Raw genomic sequence first — 22,386 nt, 5'->3', positions numbered from 1 at the left:
CGACAGGTTGGCTTAGGCGAGCAAATAATGAAGTAGGCCTTTGATTCGCGTTCTGCTGATCGCAGGCGGATCGATAAAGACAAGCGCCCAGAAGCGGGCGTTTGTCTGAGGGGGTAGGGGCTTTCAATAGAACGCCTCGTACTCAACTGTCCCTGTGGTTCTTTCAGAAAGAGGCGTTTTCCGTCCTCATGCTGCTTGAACACGTTCTCATATAGCCGAAGTGCTTCCTCATCAGTTCGGCAAACGGGGCCGCCTCGGTCTTTTCACGCAGGGACAGAAGGCCTTCCATCGACTTCTCAGGAAGCTCCAGCTGCACCCCTGGTGGTTTCTGCCTTGGCACTCCGTTTTTCCAGCATTGTCGTTACCCATTCCTTCCCCCGCAGCCTTGGCAATCGACACCCGGCCTGGAAGAGTTTGTCGTAAAGGTGTTGCGTGTGTACCTGGGTGCGATCGACTACGTGCTAGACGTGAAACACACCGTGGGCGACGAAACGGGCTGGCAGCGCTTCGGCGGCATGGTGAAGCGGACTGTTTCGCGCTCTATTCGCGCGGCGGCACGGATGACGTGATCGCCTACGACGGCTCCGGCTGGGCCCCCGCTGCAGCGAGCGCCGAGCGTCTGCGCGCCATGGGCGTGGAAACCATCGCGCGCCATTCGCCGCACGCCGTCACGGTGCCGGGCGCGGTGGACGCATGGACCACGCTTCATCGCGATCACGGCCGGCTGCCGCTGCGCGACGTGCTTGCCCCGGCAATCCGTTACGCGGAAGAAGGCTACGCCGTCGCGCCGCGCACAGCGCACGACTGGGCGGCAGAAGTCGAAACGCTTTCGCGCGACCAGGTCGCGCGGACAACGATGCTCGTCGAAGGCGCAGCGCCGCGAGCGGGAAGTACGCACCGTCAGCCGCGCCTCGCGAACACGCTGCGCGCCATCGCCGAATCGGGCCGCGACGCGTTCTACCGCGGCGCCGTTGCGGCCGATCTCGTCGCGCAGCTTCAGGCGCACGGCGGACTGCACACGCTGGAAGACTTCGCCGAGTTCCGCGGCGAATACGTCACGCCGATTCGCGCGAAATTCCGCGGCTACGACGTGATCGAATGCCCGCCGGCGGGGCAGGGCGTGATCGCACTGCTGTTGCTGCGCCTGCTCGACAAATACGACGCCGAAGGCAGTCCGCTCGACCCCGACCGTCTGCATCGCGAGATCGAGGCGGCCAAGCTCGCCTATGCAGTACGCGACGCCGTGCTAGGCGACCCGCGCCATGGCGGCGTCGATGTCGAACGCCTGCTTTCCGACGACTACGTGGACAGCCTGCGTAGCCGCATCGACCTCGAAAGCGTCCTGGACCCGGCCGCCGCGCTCACCCAGGTCGAGCACCGCGACACGGTCTACATCACCGTCGTCGATCACGATCGCAACTGCGTGAGCTTCATCAATTCGTTGTTCTATCCATTTGGCAGCGGGCTGATGGGCAAGGAATCCGGCGTGATGCTGCACAACCGCGGCATGAGCTTCTCGGTCGAGCCAGGACACCCCAACGCGATTGCGCCGCACAAGCGTCCGCTGCACACCATCATTCCCGGGATGGTCGCGCGCGACGGTCGCGTGCAAATGAGTTTCGGCGTGATGGGCGGCCACTATCAGGCCATGGGCCACGCGCACTTCCTTTCGAAGGTGCTGCATTACGCCCTCGACATGCAGGCGGCGATGGATCTGCCGCGCGTCTTTCCGCGCCCAGGCACGGGCACCGTGGAAATCGAATCGACCTTGCCCGCCAACGCGCGCGCCGTGCTCGCGGATCGCGGCTTCAAGCTCGTGCCCGCTGCCCGGCCGATTGGTGGTTCGCAGGCGATCCGCATCGACTGGGAGCGGGGTGTGTTGACCGGCGCGTCCGATCATCGCAAGGACGGCTGCGCGCTCGGGTATTGAAGCGGCATGCGGTCGAAAAGAAAGGGGCGCGAGCGCCCCTTTTTCGTCACTGCTTGATCTCGGCCTCGACCAGCTTCGCGAGCAGCGCCAAAGACTCCTGCCAGCCCAGATAACACGCCTCGACCGGAATGATCTCCGGTATGCCTTCCTGCACGACGGTCATTTCCGCGCCGAAGAACACCGCGCGCAGATCCACCGTCGTCTGCATGGTGCCGGGCAGGTGCTGGTCTTCGAACACACCGGTGTATCGCAAACGCTCGTTCGGCACGAGTTCGAGATATTCGCCGCCGAACGAATGACCGTGGCCGGCCGTGAAATTCTTGAACGACATCCGGTAGCGGCCGCCGACTTTTGCGTCGAGTTCATGAACCGTGCAGGTGAAGCCGTTGGGCGGCAGCCATTTCACGACTGCACTCGCGTCGAGAAAGGCGCGGTAGATGCGCTCGGGCGGCGCGCGCAGCACACGATGCAGGCGGACGGTGTTCGATGCCATATCTCAGCTCCCAGAGTGGTGGATGCCCTGCAATAGTAGGCCACCCGCCCGGGACCCATCGCCTAAACTTCCCAATACCGAATCAATACCGAACACCTGGCCGCATACCCATCGGCCGGATAGCCCGCAGCCGCTAACCCGCGGCACCCGGAGGTCACCATGAGCGCTCAACCGCTTGCGATGCATCAGGTCGACTACGAAGGCTTCGAGATTCACGTCAGCGCCACGCCCGCCGAAGAAGGCGCGAACCGCTACACCTACACGGCCTACGTTTGCCATCCCGGCGCGAATCCCGCGAAGCCGGGCCACACGGTCGCGTATCACGCGGACGGCGACGAAACCTGGCGCAGCGAGCAGGACGCCACCGAAGAGGCGGTGCACGTGGGCCGCAGCATCATCGACGGCACACACCCCGATCTTTCCGTGCTCTCGCTCGTCACCCACGGCTTCTAGCCCAGCGGGCGCGCCGCCTTCGCGCGCCGCCCGTGCTAGAAAGCGGGCCGCATGCGTCGCGAGAGGGAAGGAGGAAAAAGGCCCGGACCGCAGTCCGGGCAAAGCCACCGGATTTCCGGCGGCGGAGGTTTTCGTGGGCGTGCCGCTTATTTCTCTCTCTGCCGCGCGCGTTGCACGCGCGGCGCAGAAATGAACGGCGGGCCCGCTGTCTCCCAATCGGGAGAGCGGGCCCGCCTGGCGTTGCTCGCGTAGTGCGCCGGCACTACGTGTGAGCCGCGATTACTGGCCGAAGTAGGTCGGCTTGATGTTCGGAGCGCGGGTGCCGGTTTGGGCGCTGCCGTTCGTCGATGCGCCGTAGGCCGTGGCTTCTGCTGCACCGTTCTGCTGGGCGACGCGCGCCTGCGCAGCCTGCAGGTCTTCCGGATAGTACGGGCTCGACAGGTTCGGGCGGTAGCCGGCCTTTTCCAGCTGGACCAGTTCGGCGCGAACTTGAGCGCGCGTCAGGGGCGCTTGCTCGGCTTGTGCGAACGACAGGGCCGGGGCGGCGAGGACGGTAGCGGCGAGTGCAGCAGCGATCAGATTCTTCATGGTAACAACCTCCGAAAATTATGTTGTCGATCCGTAACAATCTCGTTGTTCGAACCGTTGATGACACTTTATTGCAGTGCACTTCAAAGAAAAATACCGCAATCCAGCAAACATCATTACTGCGATTGCAATAATTGCGTCGATCTTCGGCGCTTCGACCGGGCCGAACGCAGTCCGGTGAGGCAAAATAGGGTGCCCAGGGCCGCGCGGTGCGACGGCTGCGTCGCCCGATCGCTTGCTGCGAAACCCATTTCGACGTTCAAGGAGAAACGCCATGAAGAACTCTCTCGGCCGCCAGGCGCTGATCGCCGCCGCGCTCGCGGGTCTTGCGACGGCCGGCGCGGGCGTGGCCCACGCGGACGACACCGTGAATTGCTACGGCGTCGCCAAGGCCGGCCAGAACGATTGCTCGAGCAAGACCGGCGTGCACGACTGCGCGGGCCAGGCCAAGGTCGATCACGACAAGGGCGACTTCAAGACCATGCCGAAGGGCACGTGCGAGAAGCTTGGCGGCACGCCGGAACAATGAGCTTTACGGCTGAGGCGGCGCGCAGCTCGGGGCGCGCAGGATGAGCGCGCCAGGCGCACTCGGTGGCGTGGGTATCGGCCTGCGTCACGCGCACTACGAGGCCTTCATGGCAGGGCCGCCCGCGGTCGACTGGATCGAAGTCCACAGCGAAAACTACTTTGGCGAAGGCGGCTACGACCTGCACGTGCTCGAAACCGTGCGCCGCGATTTGCCGGTGAGCCTGCACGGCGTGGGGCTCGGGCTCGGCTCGGCTGCGCCGCTCGATACGGCGCATCTCGCGAGGCTCGCGCGGCTCGTGGCGCGCATCGATCCCGCCGTGGTTTCCGAGCATCTATGCTGGGGCGCGAGCGCGCAAGGCGCGCTGCACGATCTGCTGCCGATGCCCCTCACGCAAGCCTCGCTCGATCACCTGAGTGCACGCGTCTCGCAGATGCAGGACGCGCTGCACCGTACCGTGCTGATCGAAAATGTTTCGACCTGCGTACGATTTCGCGACGATACCTGGAGCGAGGCGGAATTCCTCGCCGCGCTCGCGCGGCGCACGGGCTGCGGCGTGCTGCTCGACGTGAACAATCTTTACGTGAATCAATGCAACCACGGTGAGGATGCAACGGCGGCCATGGCCGCCCTGCCGCCGCAGATCGTCGGCGAGATTCATCTCGCGGGGCATCGCGCGACGCCCGCCGCCGTGATCGACGATCACGGTTCGCGCGTCGCGCCGGCGGTCTGGTCGCTGTACGAGGCCGCGCTCGAGCGTTTTGGCGCGACGCCCACGCTCATCGAGTGGGACACGGCGGTGCCGGCGCTCGAGGTGTTGCTCGACGAGGCGCGTCTCGCGCGCGAACGCTTCGTGAAGCACGCGCGCAACGCAACCGAGCTGCGCTCATGACTGCGCGCGACACGCTGGAAGCGACGCAACGAGCGTTCGCCGCCGCACTGGATTACCCCGCCGCCGATGCGGCGCTCGCCGGCGAACTGCTTCCCGCCGATGCCACGCTGCTGCACGAGCGCATGGGCCTGTATCGCGGCAATGGCCGCGCGGCGCGGCGGCTTGCGCTCGCGAACGCGTATCCCGTGCTCGCGGCGCTAACCGGCGAGGCCTGGTTCGATGCACTCGCGCTAGCCTACGCGCGCGCGCATCCTTCACGCGATGCCGATCTGAACCGCTTCGGCGCGCAACTGCCCGAATTCGTCGAGCGCTACGAGACCGACGTACGTTATGCGTATTTCGGCGATGTCGCGCGGCTCGAATGGGCGCTGCACGCCGCCAGTTACGCAGCGAACGCCACGCCACTTAGCGCGCAGCAATGGCAAGCGCTCGGCGCGGAGCGTCTTGCGCAGGCGCGTCTCGCGGTGCATCCCGCCTGCGCTGCGCTCGCGTTACGCTTCGATGCTGTGGCGATCTGGCGGGCGCATCAGCCGGGCGGCGTCTGGCCTGAGCGTGTGGATGTGCCGTCGTGGGCGCTCGTGGTCCGGCCGCAGTGGCGGCCAACGCCGCTCGTGCACACGCATGCCGCCCACGCGGCCTTTGTGGCGCTGCGCGACGGCGCCACGCTCGACGACGCGCTTGCACAAGCCTTCGACATCGACCCGGCTTTCGACTTCGGCGGCCAGTGGCGAGCGTGGATCGAGGCGCGCGCCATCGTCGGCGTGCGCGACGACTGACCCTGCAGCATGACAAGCGCACACGCAGTCGCTCGATAAAGCAGAGGAATCCAAACTAACCCGGCGCGCACCACTCGAAACACACTTTAATCAGGAGAATAGGGCGCAAAATCGAGCCGCGCCCCAAACGTCCCCCCTCGACCGGACTTGCCCGCATAGCCACGCCTCACGCGCCATGCGAGGATGAATGCATACGCACAGCGAGCGCCCGGCAACGGGCGCCGCTGCAAGGCCAGCCCCCGAAGGCCCGAGATGATGATCCGCCGACCGAACGCCGTGCTTGCCATCGGCATCGCGCTGGCCGCAGTGCTCACGCTGATCGCCGCGTGGGTCATGGCGCAGATGCGGCACGACGCGCTCGCGAGCGCCCGCGCTGCCGCCTCCAATATGGCGCTGCTTTTCGAGCGCGACACGGCGCGCAATTTCGACGTCTACGACCTTTCGCTGCAGGCCGTCATCGACGCCATCGACGATCCGCGGCTCGCCGCGCTGCCCCCCGACATCCGCCAGAACCTGCTGTTCGACCGCTCGGCCACGGCGAAGAATCTCGGCGCGATCTTTGTCACCAACGCGGCGGGCGACGTGGTGTTCGATTCGCGCTCAGTGCCGCCGCGCGCGCTCAATGTGGCCGACCGCGACTATTTCATCGCGCAGCGCGACTCGCCGCACGTGGGCCTTTTTCTGAGCCACCCGTTCATTCCACGCGACGGGCCGGCCAACGCGACCATCGGCATGAGCCGCCGTCTCTCGAACCCCGACGGCTCGTTCGCGGGCGTGGTGGTGGGCACGATGCGGCTCGATTATTTCCGGCAACTCTTCAGCGGCGTGGACATCGGCACGAACGGCACGCTGGCGCTCACGCTCGCCGACGGCACGCTGCTCATGCGCCGCCCGTACGACCCGGCGCTGATCGGCAAGAGCGTCGCGGAATCCGTGTTGTTCCAGCGCTTCCAGCGCTCGCAGGCGAGCGGCTTCTTCTCGCTCGGCCCGGTCGACCGCGTGCGGCGCTGGTTCGCGCTGCGGCGCGTGGACGGCTATCCGCTCGTGTTCAGCGTCGCCGTCGCGGCGGACGACATCTACCGCGAATGGCGCGTGCGCGCCTGGATCATCGGCACGCTCACGGCGGTGCTCGACATCTCGCTGATCGCGCTCGCGTTGATGTTCACGCGCCAGTTGCGCCAGCGCGGCGCGGTGGAGGCGGAGCTGCGCGTGCAGGCGGGCACCGACGCGCTCACCTCGCTCGCGAACCGGCGCGCCTTCGAAACCCGCGCGGACCACGAATGGGCGCGCGCACGCCGCTCGGGCAGCCCGCTCGCGCTCGCGCTGCTCGACGTGGACCGCTTCAAGCTCTACAACGACCGCTACGGCCACCTCGCGGGCGACGGCACGCTCGCGGCCGTCGCGCACGCGCTCGGCGCACACGCACGCCGCGCGGCGGACTGCGCGGCGCGCTACGGCGGTGAGGAATTCGTGCTGCTGCTGCCCGACACGGGCGAGGCCCAGGCACTCGCGCTGGCCGAGAAGGTGCGCGCCGCGATCGAGGCGCTGGCGCTGCCGCACGCCGACAGCCCGAACGGTGTGCTCACGGTAAGCGTGGGCGTGGCCTGCACGACCCAAAGCGCGTTTGCCGACTGGCGCGCGCTGACCGACGCCGCCGACGCGGCGCTCTACACGGCCAAGCGCTCGGGCCGCAATCGCGTGGCGGCATGGCTGCCTGCCGCGACCGACGACACGCGCGGCGCAGATGTCGAAGGCCGCTCCGGCTGACCGTGATCAAATTTTACCCGGATGTTATTGCGCAATCCAATTTACCCGGATAATATTCGCCCATCACTGGATACCAGGACGGAGAACACCATGGTGGTGGCGAACGGCTGTACGGCATTTGCGGGCACGCGCCTGATCGCGCGCGGCGCGCCGCTTCAGGTGGCGCTGGCGGTCAAGGCGGAACTCGAGCGCGAAGGGAACGAAAACGCGAACGAAAACGGGAACGAAAGCGGCGCAACGGTGCTGGTCTTCGACGACCGCGACGCGCGCCCGGTCGAGTTCGATCTGCGCGGCTCGGCAAAGGACATCGAGACGCGCATCGCCGCACAGGCAAGTCGCGAGCAAAGCGCAGCCGCGCCGGACGTCATCGACGAAGCCGCCCCGGAGGACGCCCCGCGCGGCCGCGGCCGCCCGAAGCTCGGCGTGGTGGCGCGCGAGGTGACGCTGTTGCCGCGCCACTGGGACTGGCTCGGCGCGCAGCCTGGCGGGGCCTCGGTGGTGCTGCGCCGGCTCGTGGACGCCGCGCGCCACGCGAGCGAGGCACGCGAACGCGTGCGCACGGCCCAGGAAGCCGCGCACCGCTTCATGACCGCGCTGGCCGGCAATCTGCCGGATTACGAGGAGGCGTTGCGCGCGCTGTACGCGGGCGAACGTAGCCGCTTCGAAGCGGCGAATGCGCGCTGGCCCGAAGACGTGCGCGACTATGCGCGGGAACTGGCGCGAGCCGCATTCGCCTGAACGCGTGAAAGGCTCAAATTGCGCGGGCAAAAAAAACCGCTCCAGCGGGGAGCAGGAGCGGGGAAGTCGGAGAGTTACAACTTGCCAACTCTGCATGAACTCTCATGGGGGTCACGCAGCAAGGCCAGTCTAGATCCAGCATCCCGCCCTCAATATAGGAGGAGTCTGAAACTCCATTCGGTGTCGACTTCCTGACTCACGTCGACGGCTGCCGCGATTGTTTCGGACGCCCGACATCCGGCTTGCCACGCGGTTTGCGGCTCCGTACACTCCCGCCTGACCTGCATCAAGGGCGGCCGTTGCATCGATGCGTGCGCGCCAACAATCAAAACCACAACCAGATCGCCAATCACGCCGACAAGAGGAACCCATGTCCGACTCCTATTTCCCCCGCTGGCGCGCGCAGACGGGTGACACCCGCGGCGTCGTGGCCCCCGACGAGCGCCTGCCCTGGCCGCAGATGTTCGCCATGGGCGTGCAGCACGTCGTCGCCATGTTCGGCTCGACTGTGCTCGCGCCGCTGCTCATGGGCTTCGACCCGAACCTGTGCATTTTCATGTCGGGTGTCGGCACGCTGCTGTTCTTCGTGGTGGTGGGCGGGCGCGTGCCGAGCTATCTCGGTTCGAGCTTCGCGTTCATCGGTCTGGTGATCGCCGTGACGGGCTACGGCGGGCAGGGCCCCAATCCCAACATTCCGGTCGCGCTCGGCGGCATCATCGCGTGCGGCGTGGCCTATACGTTGATCGGCCTGCTCGTCTCGGCCGTCGGCACCAGGTGGATCGAAACGCTCATGCCGCCGGTGGTGACCGGCTCGATCGTCTGCGTGATCGGGCTGAATCTCGCGCCCATCGCGGTGAAGGGCGTGAGCGGCTCGATCTTCGACTCGTGGATGGCCATCGTCACCGTACTCTGCGTGGGCGGCGTGGCCGTGTTCACGCGCGGCATGCTGCAGCGTCTGCTGATTCTCGTCGGCCTGTTGATCGCCTATGTGATCTACGCGATCGTCACGAACGGCATGGGCCTCGGCAAGCCGATCGACTTCTCGATCGTCGCGAACGCCGCCTGGTTCGGCATGCCGAAGTTCACCGCGCCGGTGTTCGACCCGCACGCCATGACGCTGCTCGTGCCGATCGCCGTGATTCTGGTGGCGGAGAACCTCGGCCACATCAAGGCCGTTTCCGCGATGACGGGCTACAACCTCGACCGCTATGTGGGCCGCGCGTTCATCGGCGACGGCCTCGCCACGATCGTCTCGGGTTTCGCGGGCGGCACGGGTGTCACGACCTACGCGGAAAACATCGGCGTGATGGCCGTGACGAAGATCTACTCGACGCTCGTGTTCGTGATCGCCGCGCTCATCGCGCTCGTGCTCGGCTTCTCGCCGAAGTTCGGCGCGGTCATTCAGACGATTCCGGGCCCGGTGCTGGGCGGCGTCTCGATCGTCGTGTTCGGTCTGATCGCCGTAACGGGCGCGCGTATCTGGGTCGTCAACAAGGTGGACTTCTCGGACAACCGCAATCTGATCGTCGCCGCGGTCACGCTCGTGCTCGGCGCGGGCGACTTCTCGCTCAAGCTCGGCGGCTTCGGGCTGGGCGGCATCGGCACCGCCACGTTCGGCGCGATCATTCTCTACGCGCTGCTGCGCCGCAAACCGGCGCAGGAAGCGGCGGTTTAAGCCTCACCGTTGCACGCGGCGCCGGTCCTCGGCGCCGCGTTTTTCCCTCTCTCTCGTTCCCCCCCAACTGCGCCTAAGTGCTCAGTTGCGATTGCGCCCGCGCGTCGTCATCGCGGTTTCCGACAGATCGACTTCGCGCATCAGCTTCGCCAGCGTTTCGTCGTTGATCTGCATCTGGTTGCGCAGCTTGAGCAGCGTCGCGCGTTCGGCGCGCATGCCGGCGAGGCGCATTTCCATTTCCAGCGCGTCCGAGCGGCGCGCGTTCGCGCTGCGGTCGCGGTCGGCGTCGAGCGAGGCGAGGCGCCGGCGGTAGGCGTCCATCACGCGCGCGGTCGTGTCGGCGGCGTAGGCGGCCTGGGATTCGTCGAGATCCTCGCTGACCTTTTCGTGCACCGCGTCCACGGCGCGGATGCCCGCTTGCGCCGCCTGGATGCGCGCCGCGCGCTCCTCGGCCGCGTGCGGTCCCTGCGCGCCGCGCCGCACACCGCGCAGCAGGAGCGGCAGGCCCACGATCGCCACCAGCAGCGAGGCGAGGATCACGCCCGTCGCGATGAAAATGGCGCTGTCGCGCCCGGGCAGCGGGCTGCCGTTGGCGAGCGCCACGGGCAGCGAAAGCACGCCCGCGAGCGTCACCGCGCCGCGCACGCCCGCCACCGTGGTGATCGCCACGGTGCGCAGGCCCGGCACCGCGTTCGCCACGCCGTGACGCGCGGCGCCGCGGCTCGCCACCCAGCGCAGCAGCCAGACCCAGCCGAAGCGCATGGCGTAGAGCGCCGCGAGCACGGCGGCGATATAGCCGATCAGGCGCAGCATCTGCACGTTGCTCGTGTGGTGCGCGTCGAGCAGCGCCTTGCCGAGAATGCCCGGGAACTGCAGGCCGAGCAGCGTGAACACCATGCCGTTGAAGACGAACTCGATCATCGACCAGGTGCTCGTGGCGCGCACGCGCGTCGACACCGGTCCTTTGTGCGCGACGCTCGTGAAGTTCATCGTCATGCCGGCGGAAACGGCCGCGAGCACGCCCGACACCTCGAGATGCTCGGCGAACAGATACGCCGCGAACGGAATCAGCAAGGTGAGCACGACGCCGGGCGCGGGGTCGCCCTCTTCGGTCATGTTGAGAAAGCGCGCCGACACGAAGCTGAAGAGCCAGCCGATCGCCGCCCCCAGCGCCAGACCGCCCGCCGCGATCACGACGAAGCTGAGCGCCGCCGAGCGCAGCGAAAAGTAGCCGGTGAGCGCGGCCGCGACGGCGAACTTGAGCGCGACGAGGCCCGAGGCGTCGTTCATCAGCGCTTCGCCTTCGAGGATGTGCATCAGCTGCGCGGGAATGCGGTCCTTGCCGGCGATGCCCGCGAGCGCGACGGCGTCGGTCGGCGAGAGCACGGCGGCGAGCGCGAACGCCACGGGCAGCGAGATCTGCGGCACGAGCCAGTGCACGAAATAGCCCACGGCGACGACCGTCAGCAGCACGAGGCCGAGCGCGAGCATGAGGATCGCGCGGCGCTGCATGAAGAACTCGCGTTTGGGCATGCGCCAGCCGTCCGCGAACAGCAGTGGCGGAATGAACAGCGCCATGAAGATGTCGGGATCGAACGTGACGTGCGGGTTCACGAGCGGGAACGTGAGCAGCGCGCCGATGGCGATCTGCACGAGCGGCAGCGGCAGCTTGAGGGGCACGGTGCGCGCGATGATGCCGGACACGGCGACAGCAAGCAGCAGAATGAGAACGGTGAAGAGAATGTCCATCGAAAAACGTAGCGGGGGCCAAACGGGGCCAGGCGGGGAAGCGTTGAAGAGGGGGCGGCCACCTCTTTTCACGCGCGGTGCGGCACTGCGTTCTGGCGCGCATTAGAGAAGGGCGCGCCGGTCGAGGGACAGTGTAGCCTGACGCGTCTGTAAGCCGCCGCGAAGCGCGCAGGGCGAATGCGCGGCGAGCCCGATATGTGCCGAAAACGCGGCAATTTGTCCGCCATGTGTGCGCCACCACCGAAGCAAAGGCGCGTGGAAAGGCGCACGATATCGGTGCGCCGTGCGATGTCTCGCGCGGTGCACGGCGTGCCCCTTCGCGGCGCACGCGATGGGCGCGAACGCATTTGCCGATGCGTGCCAGATCGCAGTGCGAGCGAGCACGGACCTTGCTTGATCCCTCCTCTGACGCAACGAAAATCAGGCTACGGAGGACAAGCGCGGGCCGTGCACAGGCTGTGCGGACTGCAGCGTCCTTCCTACGCGCTAGAGGATGGCATGATCACAGAGCAACAGGACAAAACAGCCGTGGCCCCTCACGGCTTCGATCTCAGCGTCACTTCGGGGCTGCAGCGCTACAGCGCACACCACGGCGACCTCACGCTCACGAGCGTGTTCCAGCCGGTGTTCAGCCTCTCGCACATGCGTGCGGTGGGCTACGAAGGGCTGCTGCGCGCGCACGACCCGCTCGACCGCCCGGTTTCGCCGCTCGACGTGTTCGGCGACGCCGCGCGCGTGGGCGAAGCGCTGCTGGTGGACCGGCTCGCCCAGGGGCTGCACCTGGAGAACTTCGCGCTGCTCGGCGCGGAGCGCGAGTGGCTCTTTCTCAACGTGCATCCGGGCACGCTGATCGAGCCGTATCACTCGGCGGCGCTGCTCGCGAACCTGCGGCGGCTGAACATCGCGCCGCGGCGCATCGTGCTCGAGGTGCTGGAGGACGACGCGACCGATCTCGACGCCCTCGCGCAGGCCGTGGCGACGTTTCGCGAGCGCGGCTTCCTCGTGGCGCTCGACGACTTCGGCGCGGGCAACGTCGACATCGGCCGCGTGTGGCAGCTCAATCCCGACATCGTGAAGCTCGACCGCATCATGCTCATGCATGCGCAGCATCGTGCCGACATGGCCGCGACGCTGCCCGCGCTCGTGGCGCTGCTGCACGATGCGGGCAAGCTCGTGCTGATCGAAGGCGTGGAGACGGAACACGAGGCGCAGCTCGCGCTCGCGTGCAACGCGGACTTCGTGCAGGGCTTCTTCTTCGCGCGGCCCGCGCCCGGACTCGCCGACGCCGCCCAGGCGCAAGGCGTGATCGCCGAGGCGACCGAGCGCTTTCGTCAGCAGACCGAAACGCGCGAGCGCGGCGAGACGAATCGCCTCGTGCCCTATCTGCGTGCGTTCGAGCGCGCGGCCGAACGGCTTTCGGCCGGCGAATCGATGGAGGAGGTGTGCTGGAACTTCCTCGCGCTCGATCATGCGGCGCGCTGCTATCTGCTCGATTCGAACGGCCGGCAGGCGGGCCGCAACGTGGTGCTGCGCGTCGACCGCGCGGAGCGCGACGCGCGCTTTTTGCCGCTCGAGGACGCGCAAGGCGCGAGCTGGCTGCGCAGGCCGTACTTCCGCACGGCGCTCGTCACGCCGGGGCGTGTGCACGTGACCGGGCCGTATCTGTCGATCAACGAGGCCCTGCCGTGCCTGACGCTTTCGATGGCGGTGCAGGTCGGCGAGCGCCTGTGCGTGCTGTGCGGCGACATCGACTGGTTCGAGTAGGCGTGCATCTGCGATCATGTCGTGTTCTTCACGACATGGCGCGCCAACATGCAACACGAACGGGTCCTGCTGGAAGTCATCGCGACGACGGTCGCCGATGCGCAAGCCGCCGAACGCGGCGGCGCGGATCGTCTCGAACTCGTCACCGCAATGGGCGAGGGCGGCCTCACGCCGAGCATCGGCATGATCGAAGCCGTGGTCGCGGCGGTGGCGATTCCCGTGAACGTGATCGTGCGGCCGCACAGCCGCTCATTCATTTACGATGCGAGCGATTACGCGGTGATGCTGCGCGACGTGCGCGCGGCAAAGCTCGCGGGCGTGCATGCGGCCGTGATCGGCATGCTCACGCCTTCGCATGAAGTGGATCGCGAAGGACTGCAGCGCGCGATCGCGGCCGCAGACGGCATGCCGCTCACGTTTCATCGCGCGTTCGACGAAGCGCGCGATCTGCACGAAGCGTTCGACGTGCTGCTCGGTTTCGACGCCGTGACGAACGTCCTTACCTCGGGCGGCAAACCTTCGGTGCTCGACGCGCAGATGCAAATCGAAATGCTCGTGCAGCGTGCGGCGCAGATGCATTGCACGGTGCTGGCGGGCGCCGGACTGACGCTCGACCGCGTGGCGCCATTCGTGAGCGCGACGCGGGTCCGTGCGGTTCACTTCGGCTCGGGCGTGCGCACCGACGGTAAGTCACTCGCTCCCGTCGACGAAAACAGGGTGCGTCGCGTGCGGAACCTGCTCGACGCCTGACCCATAAAAAAAGCGCGCGCCATTCAGATGAACGGCGCGCGCTTGCCGGCTTCACTTCACCTTATTTCGCCACGACCACCGGAATGCCGCGCAATGCGCCAGCACCCTTGAACGACGCGAGGGCTTCCTGGACGGCGGCGCTCGTCTTCACGTCGATGGCAAGGCGTGCCGCCAGTTCGCGCTCGCTGCGTTTGACCGCCGCGAGGTTCGCCAGCTTGACATGCCCATAGCCACGCACACGTTGATGCAGATTCGCGAGCTTGGCGATGTCGTCGGCGTTTTCGGCGGTGAGGCTCGCGAACGCTCCGCGCAGCGTCGCCTCGTAGTCGCCGGCGAGGGCGCGCTCCATGCGGCGCTCCAGCGTCTTGCCGAACGGATCGAGCCACGTGCCGCGCACGCTGCGGCCCTTCTTCAGCAGCCCGAACGCGCTCCACATCCACTGGCCGAACTGCATCTTGCGCGGAGGCTGGCCGTTCTTCTCATGCGCGATGAGCGGCGGCGCGAGGTTGAACTTCACGGTGAAGTCGCTGCCCGCCGTGCCTTCGAACTGCGCTTCGAGCGCGGCGCGGAACGCCGGGTCGGCGTGCAGGCGCGCGACTTCGTATTCGTCCTTCACGGCGAGCAGCCGATAGAACGTGGTCGCGACGGCGCGCGCGAGCGTTTTCTCCGCACTCTTGTCGGCGCTGCGTGCCGCGTCGACCAGCGTGCGATAACGCTTCACGTAGCTCGCGCCGCCATAAGCGAGCAAGCGCACTTCGCGATCGGCGATCAGTTCGTCGAGCGTTTGCGTGAGCTTGCGCGCCGTGGCCTTCGCGGCCGCCGCACGTTGCGTGTCGAGCGCTTCGAGTGCGGCGGGATCGGCGGCGGCCATGCGGCCGATGGAGAGCGCGAACAGGTTCGCCTTCACCGCCACGTTGTTCAGTTCGATGGCGCGCGTGAGCGCCGCGAGCGAAACCGGCACGAGGCCAAGCTGCCACGCGAAGCCAAGCATCACGATGTTCGCGCCGATCGTGTCGCCGAGATAACGCTGCGCGAGCGCCTGGGCGTCGCAGGCCGAGAGCGGATCTTGCGCTGATGTTGCACCATTCGTCGCCGCGTGCCGCATCTTCGCGAGCAGCGCATCGGCGTGCAGGTTCGCTTCGGGGTTCTGCACGAACGACGCGTTCGGAATCTCATGCGTGTTCACGACGATGCGCGTGCGGTCGTGCCGCACGGTTTGCAGCGCATCGGCGCTCGCGCCCACCACCATGTCGCAGGCGAGCAGCAGGTCGGCCTGCTGGGTGTCGATGCGCACCTGGTTGAGCAGCGCGTCGGTCGCCGCGAAGCGCACGAACGAGAGCACCGAGCCGCCCTTCTGCGCGAAGCCCATGAAGTCGAGCACCGAAGCGCTCTTGCCCTCCAGATGCGCGGCCATGCTGATGAGCGCGCCCACGGTCACGACACCGGTGCCGCCCACGCCCGTCACGAGGATGTCGTAGGGCGCGTTGTCGAGATGCGTGGCCGGCATGGGCAGCGCGTTCACGCGCGCGGCGAGCGCCTGCGGGTCGAACGCGGCGCCCGCGGCCTTCTTGAGCTTGCCGCCTTCGACGGTCACGAAGCTCGGGCAGAAGCCGTTCACGCACGAATAGTCCTTGTTGCACGACGACTGGTCGATGCGGCGCTTGCGGCCCAGCTCCGTTTCCACGGGTTCGACCGAAAGACAATTCGACTGCACGCCGCAATCGCCGCAACCTTCGCACACTTCCTCGTTGATGAAGAGGCGCTTGTCCGGGTCGGGGAATTCGCCCTTTTTGCGGCGGCGGCGTTTTTCGGCGGCGCAGGTCTGGTCGTAGATCAGCACGGTCACGCCCGGCGTTTCGCGCAGTTCGCGCTGGACCGTATCGAGTTCGCTGCGGTGATGGAACGTCGTACCCTTCGGGAACAGGCCGTGATGGCCGTCGTACTTCTCGGGCTCGTCGCTCACCACCACGAAGCGCGAGACGCCTTCGGCTTCCACCTGGCGTGCGATCTGCGGCACGGAAATGCTGCCGTCCACGGGCTGACCGCCCGTCATCGCCACGGCGTCGTTGTAGAGGATCTTGTAGGTGATGTTGGTCTTCGCGGCCACCGCCTGGCGAATCGCAAGGATGCCTGAATGAAAGTAGGTGCCGTCGCCGAGATTCTGGAACACGTGCGGCATCTTCGTGAACATCGAGTGTGCGGCCCAGTCCACGCCTTCGCCGCCCATCTGGATCAGGCCCGTGGTGTCGCGCTCCATCCACGAAGCCATGAAATGGCAGCCGATGCCGGCCTGCGCGATCGAGCCTTCGGGCACCTTGGTCGACGTATTGTGCGGGCAGCCCGAGCAGAAGTAGGGCGTGCGGCGCACGGCGTCGGCGGCGTTCGAGAGGATTTGCGGCGCGACGAGATCGACCACGCGCTCGCGGCGGTCGAGCGCGGGCCGGTGCTTCGCGAGCCACGCGGCGAACACGGGCAGGATGCGCGAGGGGCGCAGCTCGCCAAGCTCCGAGAGCAGCAGCGTGCCGTCCTCGGCGTGCTTGCCGATCACCGAGGGGCGCGCGCCTTCCTTGCGGTTGTAGAGGTAGTCCTTGATCTGCTGCTCGATCACCGGCCCCTTCTCTTCGATCACGAGCACGTCGGTGAGGCCCGCGACGAACGCGTCGATACGCGACATCTCCAGCGGGAACGACAGGCCCACCTTGTAGATGCGCACGCCCGCGCGATCGAGATCGTCGACGGTGAGATCGAGACGGCGCAGCGTTTCCATCAGGTCCAGGTGCGCCTTGCCGCAGGTGACGATGCCCACGTTCGCGTGCGGGCTCGGCGCGATCCACTTGTCGATGCTGTTCATGCGCGCGAAGTGGCGCACGGCGTCGAGCTTGGCGGCGAGGCGCTGCTCGATGGCGAGACTCGGCAGATCGGGCCAGCGGTTGTGCAGGCCGCCTGGCGGCGGCGTAAAACCTTCCGGCGCTTGCCAGTCGGTTTTGATGGCATCGAGATCGACGGTCGAGCCGGACTCCACCGTTTCCGAAATCGCCTTGTAGCCCACCCACGCGCCCGAGTAGCGCGAGAGCGCCCAGCCATACAGGCCGAATTCGAGCATGTCCGCTATGTTCGACGGATTCACGACCGGCATGTGCCACGCCATCAGCGCGAAGTCGCTCTGATGCGGCATGGACGACGACACGCAGCCGTGGTCGTCGCCGGCCACCACGAGCACGCCGCCGTGCGGCGACGAGCCGTAGGCGTTGCCGTGCTTGAGCGCGTCGCCGGCGCGATCGACGCCCGGGCCCTTGCCGTACCACATCGCGAACACACCTTCGACGGTGCGCTCGGAGTCCGCTTCCACGCGCTGTGTGCCGAGCACGGCGGTGCCGCCCAGCTCCTCGTTGATGGCGGGCAAGAAGCGCACGTCGGCGGCTTCGAGCAGTTTCTTCGCCTTCCACGCCTGCTGATCGACCATGCCGAGCGGTGAGCCGCGATAGCCGCTGATGAAGCCCGCGGTGTTCAGGCCGTGCGCGCGGTCGAGCGCGCGCTGCATGAGCGCGAGGCGGATCAGCGCCTGGGTGCCGGTCAGGAAGATGCGGCCGCGCGTGGCGGTGAGGTTGTCGGTGAGCTTGTAATCAGCGAGGGGCGGCGTATCAAGCGGCGAGGACGTGTCGCCGAACGCGGGGCGCGCGGTCATTGGGGGAGTCTCCATTTGTCGAACGCAGTGAGCGCTTCAGCGCTGGCTGCGATCCCATGTATAGCTTTGCTGTCGTACGCCCTCCGAGGAGAGCGGCGCAAGAGACTCTATTTTTTCTCGCCAATGACGGAAATTTTTTGCTAACTCTCCGGCGCTGCCGCCTATTCGCGCGAGAGCCTGCCCGTGCCGGGCGATTTTGGAGAGAGATTTTCTCTGCCTCGACGCGATCCCGTCCGGATCGGCCTTCGGGACAATCCGTCAGATCGTCCGAGGCGCGTAGGGCTTCGCCCGATCGAACGGCACGACATCGTGAAAATGCGTGTAGTCCATCGTGCTCACGCCGTCCGCATCGCTCATCAGGTCGACGTAGCGGTAGTCCCAGCGGATCTGCCGGTCCGACCAGCTAAAGCGCGCCTGCATGGTCTGCGCGGTCGACTCGTCGGAGCCCTCGATCACGACATGCAGCGTGCCGTGCTGCTCGGCCAGCATCTCGGGTGTGACGCCGTAGAGCGGGCTCGACTCGTCGATCACGTGCATGAGATTCCAGCCCAGCGTGAAGAGCGGATGCTGGTCGCGCACGAGCTTGAGGTCGTGGATGCGCCGCGCGCGAAAGCCGTCCGACGAGGTTTCGATGCGGATGAGCCGCAGCTTCGCGCCCGCTTCGGCGATCACGTTCTGGCGGGCGTTGGCGGCGCGCGCCATCAGCGTCATGCGGCCTTCGATGGGGTGCACCACCACCTGGCTCGCGAACATGATCTTGGCGCGCGGGCGCGAGAAGCGCGCGAACACGAGGCCGGTCGCCAACGCGATGCCCGACATGCCGACGAAGATTTCCAGCGTGGCGACGATATGCGCGTAGAGCGTTTGCGGATGCATGTCGCCGTAGCCAACGGTGGCGAGCGTTTCCACGCTGAAGAAGAACGCGCCGAGGAAGCCCTGCGGGTACTGGTTGGCGATGGGCGCGGCGCCGAGCTGGTAGAGGCACGCGAACACGCCGTTCATGAGCAGGAAGAGGGCCGCGAGCGACGCAAAAAAGGTGGGCCAGCGCATGGTGAGCGCCGTGTGATAGAAGTCGCCCCAGGACTGCGGCATGCCGTAGACGAGCACCTCGCGCGTGCCGATCATCAGCTTGCGCGGCGTGCCGCGTCTGGCTTTTTTCTTGGGCCCCGCGGGCGTTTCGGCCTTGCAGGCGTCCACATCAACGCCCGGCGAAGCCGCGGATGCCGCATCGGCTTGCTGGGCCGCTTCCTGGTTGGCGAAGCGCTCCGGCGTCTCGGACGTCATGATGGTCCCTGCGGATCTGAAGTCAGGAGAAGAGCGTAGCAATGGCGCAGGGGCAGGACAAGCGGGCACGCGCCAACGCGCGCTGGCAGGGCGCAGGGCTGGCGCGACGAGAGCAGGAATGAGACGCGGCAGGAGCGGCGTCGAACGAAAGGCTTACGGAAACCCGTGCGGCTTCGGAATGCCCGCGCCGTGTTCGATATCGGCGATCGCCTGGCGGCGCGCGGCGTCCACGGCTTGCGTGGGCGCCTCGAAGCCCGCGTTGCCGCCGACCGTGACCCACGCCTGGACGGCCTTGTCGCGATGCGTGATCTGATACTCGGCGTCCCAGCGAGCGCCCTGCAGTTCGAGCGGATGCACGTGGATGGCGTAGACGCCGTATAGAAAGAGCTGTTCGGACATGGCTAACCTCTCCTCACGACCGCACGTCGTGCGGCCCCATGCAGAGCACCCCCGTCTCATGCAGCGCTGCCGGCAGTCCCTGAGCGGGCACCGGGCTCACCGCGGCGACTTACAGTTCGAGTTCGCCGAGAATGCGATGCGCCAGCGCCTTGGCTTCTTCGAGAGCTTCTTCCGGCGTGCCCGATGCGGCTTCGACTTCATACACCGCGTTTTCGAGTTCCTCGCCGTCGTCGCGCGCCAGGGAGACCAGGCCCTGGTACTGGCCGGCGTTCATGGGCCGCACTGTGGCGACGGCCGTGTAGATCCCCTTGGTGTAGCTGACGTCTTCCATAACGTGCTCCTCGCGGAAGGAAACTCCCCTCGACGGGTCACGTGGATGAAGGCGCGCAAGCGTCGCGCCCGACCCGCAAGAGGGAGATTCCATGCTAGCACGTTGCCCGCGCGGCTGCGGGACACGCATATGACGGCGGCGCGGCGCTTTCGTGTCAGCCCCGCGCGGTGTCCGGGCGGCGCGCCAGACGGCGCGCCGCGGGCGAGTTTAGTCGGCGAGCAGCGCGACGACTTCGTCGAGCGTCGGCGAATGCGCGCCGGGCCGGCGGCACGCGGCCGCGCCCGCGGCGAGCGCGAAGGCGAGATGCTGGCGCCAGTTGCGCTGCGGCGCGCTCATGAGGCTAAACAGCAGCCCGCCGATCGACGCGTCGCCGGCCCCCACCGTATCGGCCACTTCGACGCGCGGCGGCGCCGCCTCGATCACCTCGTTGCCCACATAGAGCGTGGCCGCCTGCGCGCCGCGCGTGACGAGCAGCGTGGCGGCCGGATTGAGCGCGCGCACCGCTTCGATGGCTTCGGCCTCGCTCTTGCCCGCGAACAGCATGCGCAGGTCTTCGTCGGAGACCTTGATGAGATCGGCGAGCGCGGCCATGCGGCGCAGGATCGGCTCGTAGCCGTGCGCCATGAGATTGCGGTAGTTCGGATCGAAGCTGATCTTCACGCCGGCCGCGCGCAGCTCGGCGGCGAGCGTGGCGAGCGTTTCGCCGAGCGGCTGGCGCACGAGGCTGATGCAGCCGAAGTGCGCCCACTTGGCGTGCGCGCGCCAGCCTTCGGGCAGCTTCGCGGGATCGAAGGCGAGGTCGGCGCTGTTGTCGCCGATGAAGTAGTACGCGGGCGGATGCGTCTGATGCACGATCGCGAGCAGCGGCGCGCGCTCCACGCGCTGCATGAAGCGCATGTCGAGACCGGCGGCCACGCTCGCGTTCCAGAGTTCGTCCGAGAAGTTGTCGACGCCGAGCGCCCCCACGCTCGCCGTGGGCAGCCCGAGGCGCGCGACCGCGCGCGCGACGTTCCAGCCCGCGCCGCCAGGATGCGCGCGCCAGTGCGAGTCCATGCCCGGTGCGCCGGGTTGCGACGTGTGCGGCGTGCCTTCGGGCGCGGGGGTGCGCACGAGATCGGTGAGGATGTCGCCGGCCGAGATGAAGGCCGGGAAGCCGGACGAAAAGTCCGGACCGGTGCTGCAGGTGCTCATCGTCGTGTTCCTCTCTCTAGTTCTGGCCGCTCGTGCCCGTCATGCCGGTCGCGCCACCAGCGTCGGCAGCGGTCGCTTCCTCGCGCCCCACCACCGGCGCCATGCCGCGTCCGGGCAGCGCGTTCAGCGCTTCGTAGCACGCGCCCATCGTGTGATAGTCGGTCTTGCCGGCGGGGCTCTTCTCGTCACTGTACTTGCGGTTGTCGCAGGTGAGGATGCGATACCACGCACCGTAACGATGATCGACGAAATTCGCCCAGCTGTAGCGCCAGATTTCGTCGTACCAGTCCCAGAAGCGCTCGTTGCCGGTGCGCTTGCCGAGCAGCGCCGCCGTGGCGAAAGTTTCCGCCTGCACCCAGAAGTACTTGTCGTGATCGCACACGGTGCCGTCCGGGCCGAAGCCGTAGTAGAGGCCGCCGTGATCGTTGTCCCAGGCGTGCGCCATGGCGGCGTCGAACAGTTCGATCGCGCGCGGCAGCAGCCAGGGCAGCGGCCGGTGGCGTTCGAGCAGCAGGAGCAGCTTCGCCCACTCCGTTTGATGGCCCGGCTGGAAGCCCCACGGGCGGAAGATGTTCGAGCTGTCTTCCTCGTTGTAGTGCCAGTCCACCGACCAGTCCGCGTGAAAGTGCTCCCACACGAGCCCTTGCGAGAGCTTCGCCTGGCGCAGCGTGATGTTCGAAGCGACGCGCTCGGCGCGGTCGAGATAGACGAGGTGGCCCGTCGCCTCGTAGGCCGCGAGCAGCGCCTCGGTCGTGTGCATGTTGGCGTTCTGGCCGCGATAGCCCGAGACGATCCAGTCGGGGCTCGCCTCGTCGGCGTAGAGGCCCGCCGCGCCGTCCCAGAAGCGGTGTTCCATCAGATCGAAGGTCGCGCCGATCATCGGCCGCGCTTCCTCGATGCCGGCCATCGCCGCATGCGCGTAGGCGAGCAGCACGAACGCGAGGCCGTAGCAGTGGCGCGTGGCGTCGAGCACGCGCTTCTTGCCGTCGCGCCAGTCGAGCTCCCAGTCGTAGCCCTGCAGTTGCGGGTCCCAGTGACCCTCGCGCAGGAATTGCAGGCCGTGGCGCGCGTATTCGAGGTGCTGCGGATCGCCGAATTCGCGATACGCCATCGCATAGTTGAAGACGTAGCGGCAGCTGCTCACGAGGTGCCGCGAGTGCGCGTTGTAGATCGAGCCGTCGTCGCGGAAGTAGTGGAAGAAGCCGCCCGAGGGATCGAGCACGTTCGGCGCGTAAAAGCGCAGCGTGTCCTGCACGTGGCCGAGCAGGAAGCCGCGGTCGCGAAAGCTCGCGACGCCCGGTACGGCGACGGGTTGTGCGAAGGCGGAGGTGGCGGTGTCGGCGGTCATCGTCATGGCTTTCTCTTCTGTCCTGGACGTGGCTTCAGCGTAATTTC

General features: G+C 67.1%; 20 protein-coding genes. 11 read left to right on the top strand and 9 right to left on the bottom strand.

Annotated features, from left to right (window positions below; translation table 11 throughout):
• The first annotated feature begins 434 nt into the window (after window positions 1-434).
• Together AB4Y40_RS20825 and AB4Y40_RS20820 are read left to right on the top strand one after the other, a co-directional pair.
• Complete coding sequence (locus tag AB4Y40_RS20825; protein ID WP_368689395.1) at window positions 435-569, top strand: hypothetical protein; 135 nt, start codon at window positions 435-437, stop codon at window positions 567-569.
• Window positions 566-1,930 carry a gamma-glutamyltransferase family protein gene (locus AB4Y40_RS20820; RefSeq protein WP_368689394.1) on the top strand — a complete coding sequence of 455 codons (1,365 nt, stop codon included), beginning with the start codon at window positions 566-568 and terminating at the stop codon, window positions 1,928-1,930. The genes AB4Y40_RS20825 and AB4Y40_RS20820 overlap by 4 nt, the downstream gene beginning before the upstream one ends.
• Window positions 1,931-1,976: 46 nt before the next feature.
• Here the strand turns inward: AB4Y40_RS20820 and AB4Y40_RS20815 are convergent, their stop codons facing one another.
• Window positions 1,977-2,423 (bottom strand): SRPBCC family protein, encoded by a 447-nt coding sequence (locus AB4Y40_RS20815; RefSeq protein WP_368689393.1) that lies wholly within the window; start codon window positions 2,421-2,423, stop codon window positions 1,977-1,979.
• Window positions 2,424-2,582: 159 nt separating this feature from the next.
• On the opposite strand from AB4Y40_RS20815, the gene AB4Y40_RS20810 reads away from it, so the two are divergent.
• Window positions 2,583-2,876 (top strand): hypothetical protein, encoded by a 294-nt coding sequence (locus tag AB4Y40_RS20810; RefSeq protein ID WP_368689392.1) that lies wholly within the window; start codon window positions 2,583-2,585, stop codon window positions 2,874-2,876.
• 279 nt (window positions 2,877-3,155) lie between these two features.
• On the opposite strand, the gene AB4Y40_RS20805 is transcribed toward AB4Y40_RS20810, so the two are convergent.
• Window positions 3,156-3,464, bottom strand: coding sequence for a DUF4148 domain-containing protein (locus tag AB4Y40_RS20805; RefSeq protein WP_368689391.1), 309 nt, complete (start codon window positions 3,462-3,464; stop codon window positions 3,156-3,158).
• Window positions 3,465-3,738: 274 nt separating this feature from the next.
• Between AB4Y40_RS20805 and AB4Y40_RS20800 the strand changes: the two genes are divergently transcribed.
• From AB4Y40_RS20800 to AB4Y40_RS20775, 6 genes are all read left to right on the top strand, one after another.
• Window positions 3,739-3,993, top strand: a complete 255-nt coding sequence (locus tag AB4Y40_RS20800; RefSeq protein WP_342919564.1) for a DUF2282 domain-containing protein — start codon at window positions 3,739-3,741, stop codon at window positions 3,991-3,993.
• 40 nt (window positions 3,994-4,033) lie between these two features.
• Entirely contained in the window at window positions 4,034-4,882 is an 849-nt protein-coding gene (locus tag AB4Y40_RS20795) for a DUF692 family multinuclear iron-containing protein (RefSeq protein ID WP_368689390.1), read from the top strand.
• A complete protein-coding gene (locus AB4Y40_RS20790; RefSeq protein WP_368689389.1) occupies window positions 4,879-5,658 on the top strand; it encodes a putative DNA-binding domain-containing protein in 780 nt (259 codons plus the stop codon). The genes AB4Y40_RS20795 and AB4Y40_RS20790 overlap by 4 nt, the downstream gene beginning before the upstream one ends.
• A gap of 252 nt (window positions 5,659-5,910) precedes the next feature.
• Window positions 5,911-7,425, top strand: coding sequence for a diguanylate cyclase (locus AB4Y40_RS20785; RefSeq protein WP_368689388.1), 1,515 nt, complete (start codon window positions 5,911-5,913; stop codon window positions 7,423-7,425).
• Between the two features lie 90 nt (window positions 7,426-7,515).
• Entirely contained in the window at window positions 7,516-8,163 is a 648-nt protein-coding gene (locus tag AB4Y40_RS20780) for a DUF2239 family protein (protein WP_368689387.1), read from the top strand.
• Between the two features lie 370 nt (window positions 8,164-8,533).
• Window positions 8,534-9,838, top strand: a complete 1,305-nt coding sequence (locus tag AB4Y40_RS20775; protein ID WP_368689386.1) for a solute carrier family 23 protein — start codon at window positions 8,534-8,536, stop codon at window positions 9,836-9,838.
• 81 nt (window positions 9,839-9,919) lie between these two features.
• Here AB4Y40_RS20775 and AB4Y40_RS20770 read toward each other — a convergent pair whose 3' ends face one another.
• Window positions 9,920-11,587 (bottom strand): Na+/H+ antiporter, encoded by a 1,668-nt coding sequence (locus AB4Y40_RS20770; RefSeq protein WP_368689385.1) that lies wholly within the window; start codon window positions 11,585-11,587, stop codon window positions 9,920-9,922.
• A gap of 498 nt (window positions 11,588-12,085) precedes the next feature.
• On the opposite strand from AB4Y40_RS20770, the gene AB4Y40_RS20765 reads away from it, so the two are divergent.
• Both AB4Y40_RS20765 and AB4Y40_RS20760 read left to right on the top strand, forming a co-directional pair.
• Window positions 12,086-13,351 (top strand): EAL domain-containing protein, encoded by a 1,266-nt coding sequence (locus AB4Y40_RS20765; RefSeq protein ID WP_368689384.1) that lies wholly within the window; start codon window positions 12,086-12,088, stop codon window positions 13,349-13,351.
• A 48-nt stretch (window positions 13,352-13,399) separates the two neighbouring features.
• The gene (locus tag AB4Y40_RS20760) at window positions 13,400-14,101 is read left to right on the top strand and encodes a copper homeostasis protein CutC (RefSeq protein WP_368689383.1); all 702 of its coding nucleotides are present in this window, start codon (window positions 13,400-13,402) and stop codon (window positions 14,099-14,101) included.
• 61 nt (window positions 14,102-14,162) lie between these two features.
• On the opposite strand, the gene AB4Y40_RS20755 is transcribed toward AB4Y40_RS20760, so the two are convergent.
• The 6 genes from AB4Y40_RS20755 to AB4Y40_RS20730 all read right to left on the bottom strand — a co-directional run bounded on the left by AB4Y40_RS20755 (window position 14,163) and on the right by AB4Y40_RS20730 (window position 22,345).
• Window positions 14,163-17,786: an indolepyruvate ferredoxin oxidoreductase family protein gene (locus AB4Y40_RS20755; RefSeq protein ID WP_368689382.1), complete on the bottom strand. Its 3,624-nt coding sequence runs from the start codon at window positions 17,784-17,786 to the stop codon at window positions 14,163-14,165.
• A gap of 258 nt (window positions 17,787-18,044) precedes the next feature.
• Window positions 18,045-18,911, bottom strand: coding sequence for an ion channel (locus AB4Y40_RS20750; RefSeq protein WP_368689576.1), 867 nt, complete (start codon window positions 18,909-18,911; stop codon window positions 18,045-18,047).
• A gap of 312 nt (window positions 18,912-19,223) precedes the next feature.
• Window positions 19,224-19,469 carry a hypothetical protein gene (locus AB4Y40_RS20745; RefSeq protein ID WP_368689381.1) on the bottom strand — a complete coding sequence of 82 codons (246 nt, stop codon included), beginning with the start codon at window positions 19,467-19,469 and terminating at the stop codon, window positions 19,224-19,226.
• Window positions 19,470-19,578: 109 nt separating this feature from the next.
• Window positions 19,579-19,800 (bottom strand): hypothetical protein, encoded by a 222-nt coding sequence (locus AB4Y40_RS20740; protein ID WP_069265166.1) that lies wholly within the window; start codon window positions 19,798-19,800, stop codon window positions 19,579-19,581.
• A 207-nt stretch (window positions 19,801-20,007) separates the two neighbouring features.
• Window positions 20,008-20,991: a carbohydrate kinase gene (locus tag AB4Y40_RS20735; RefSeq protein ID WP_321923026.1), complete on the bottom strand. Its 984-nt coding sequence runs from the start codon at window positions 20,989-20,991 to the stop codon at window positions 20,008-20,010.
• A 16-nt stretch (window positions 20,992-21,007) separates the two neighbouring features.
• Window positions 21,008-22,345: an AGE family epimerase/isomerase gene (locus tag AB4Y40_RS20730; RefSeq protein ID WP_368689380.1), complete on the bottom strand. Its 1,338-nt coding sequence runs from the start codon at window positions 22,343-22,345 to the stop codon at window positions 21,008-21,010.
• Window positions 22,346-22,386 lie beyond the last annotated feature (41 nt).

Origin of the sequence: Paraburkholderia sp. EG287B (genome assembly GCF_040965595.1) — a bacterium.
GTDB lineage: Bacteria > Pseudomonadota > Gammaproteobacteria > Burkholderiales > Burkholderiaceae > Paraburkholderia.
The sequence above is the reverse complement of the archived record's forward strand: the minus strand, read 5'-3'. Positions and strand labels throughout refer to the sequence as shown.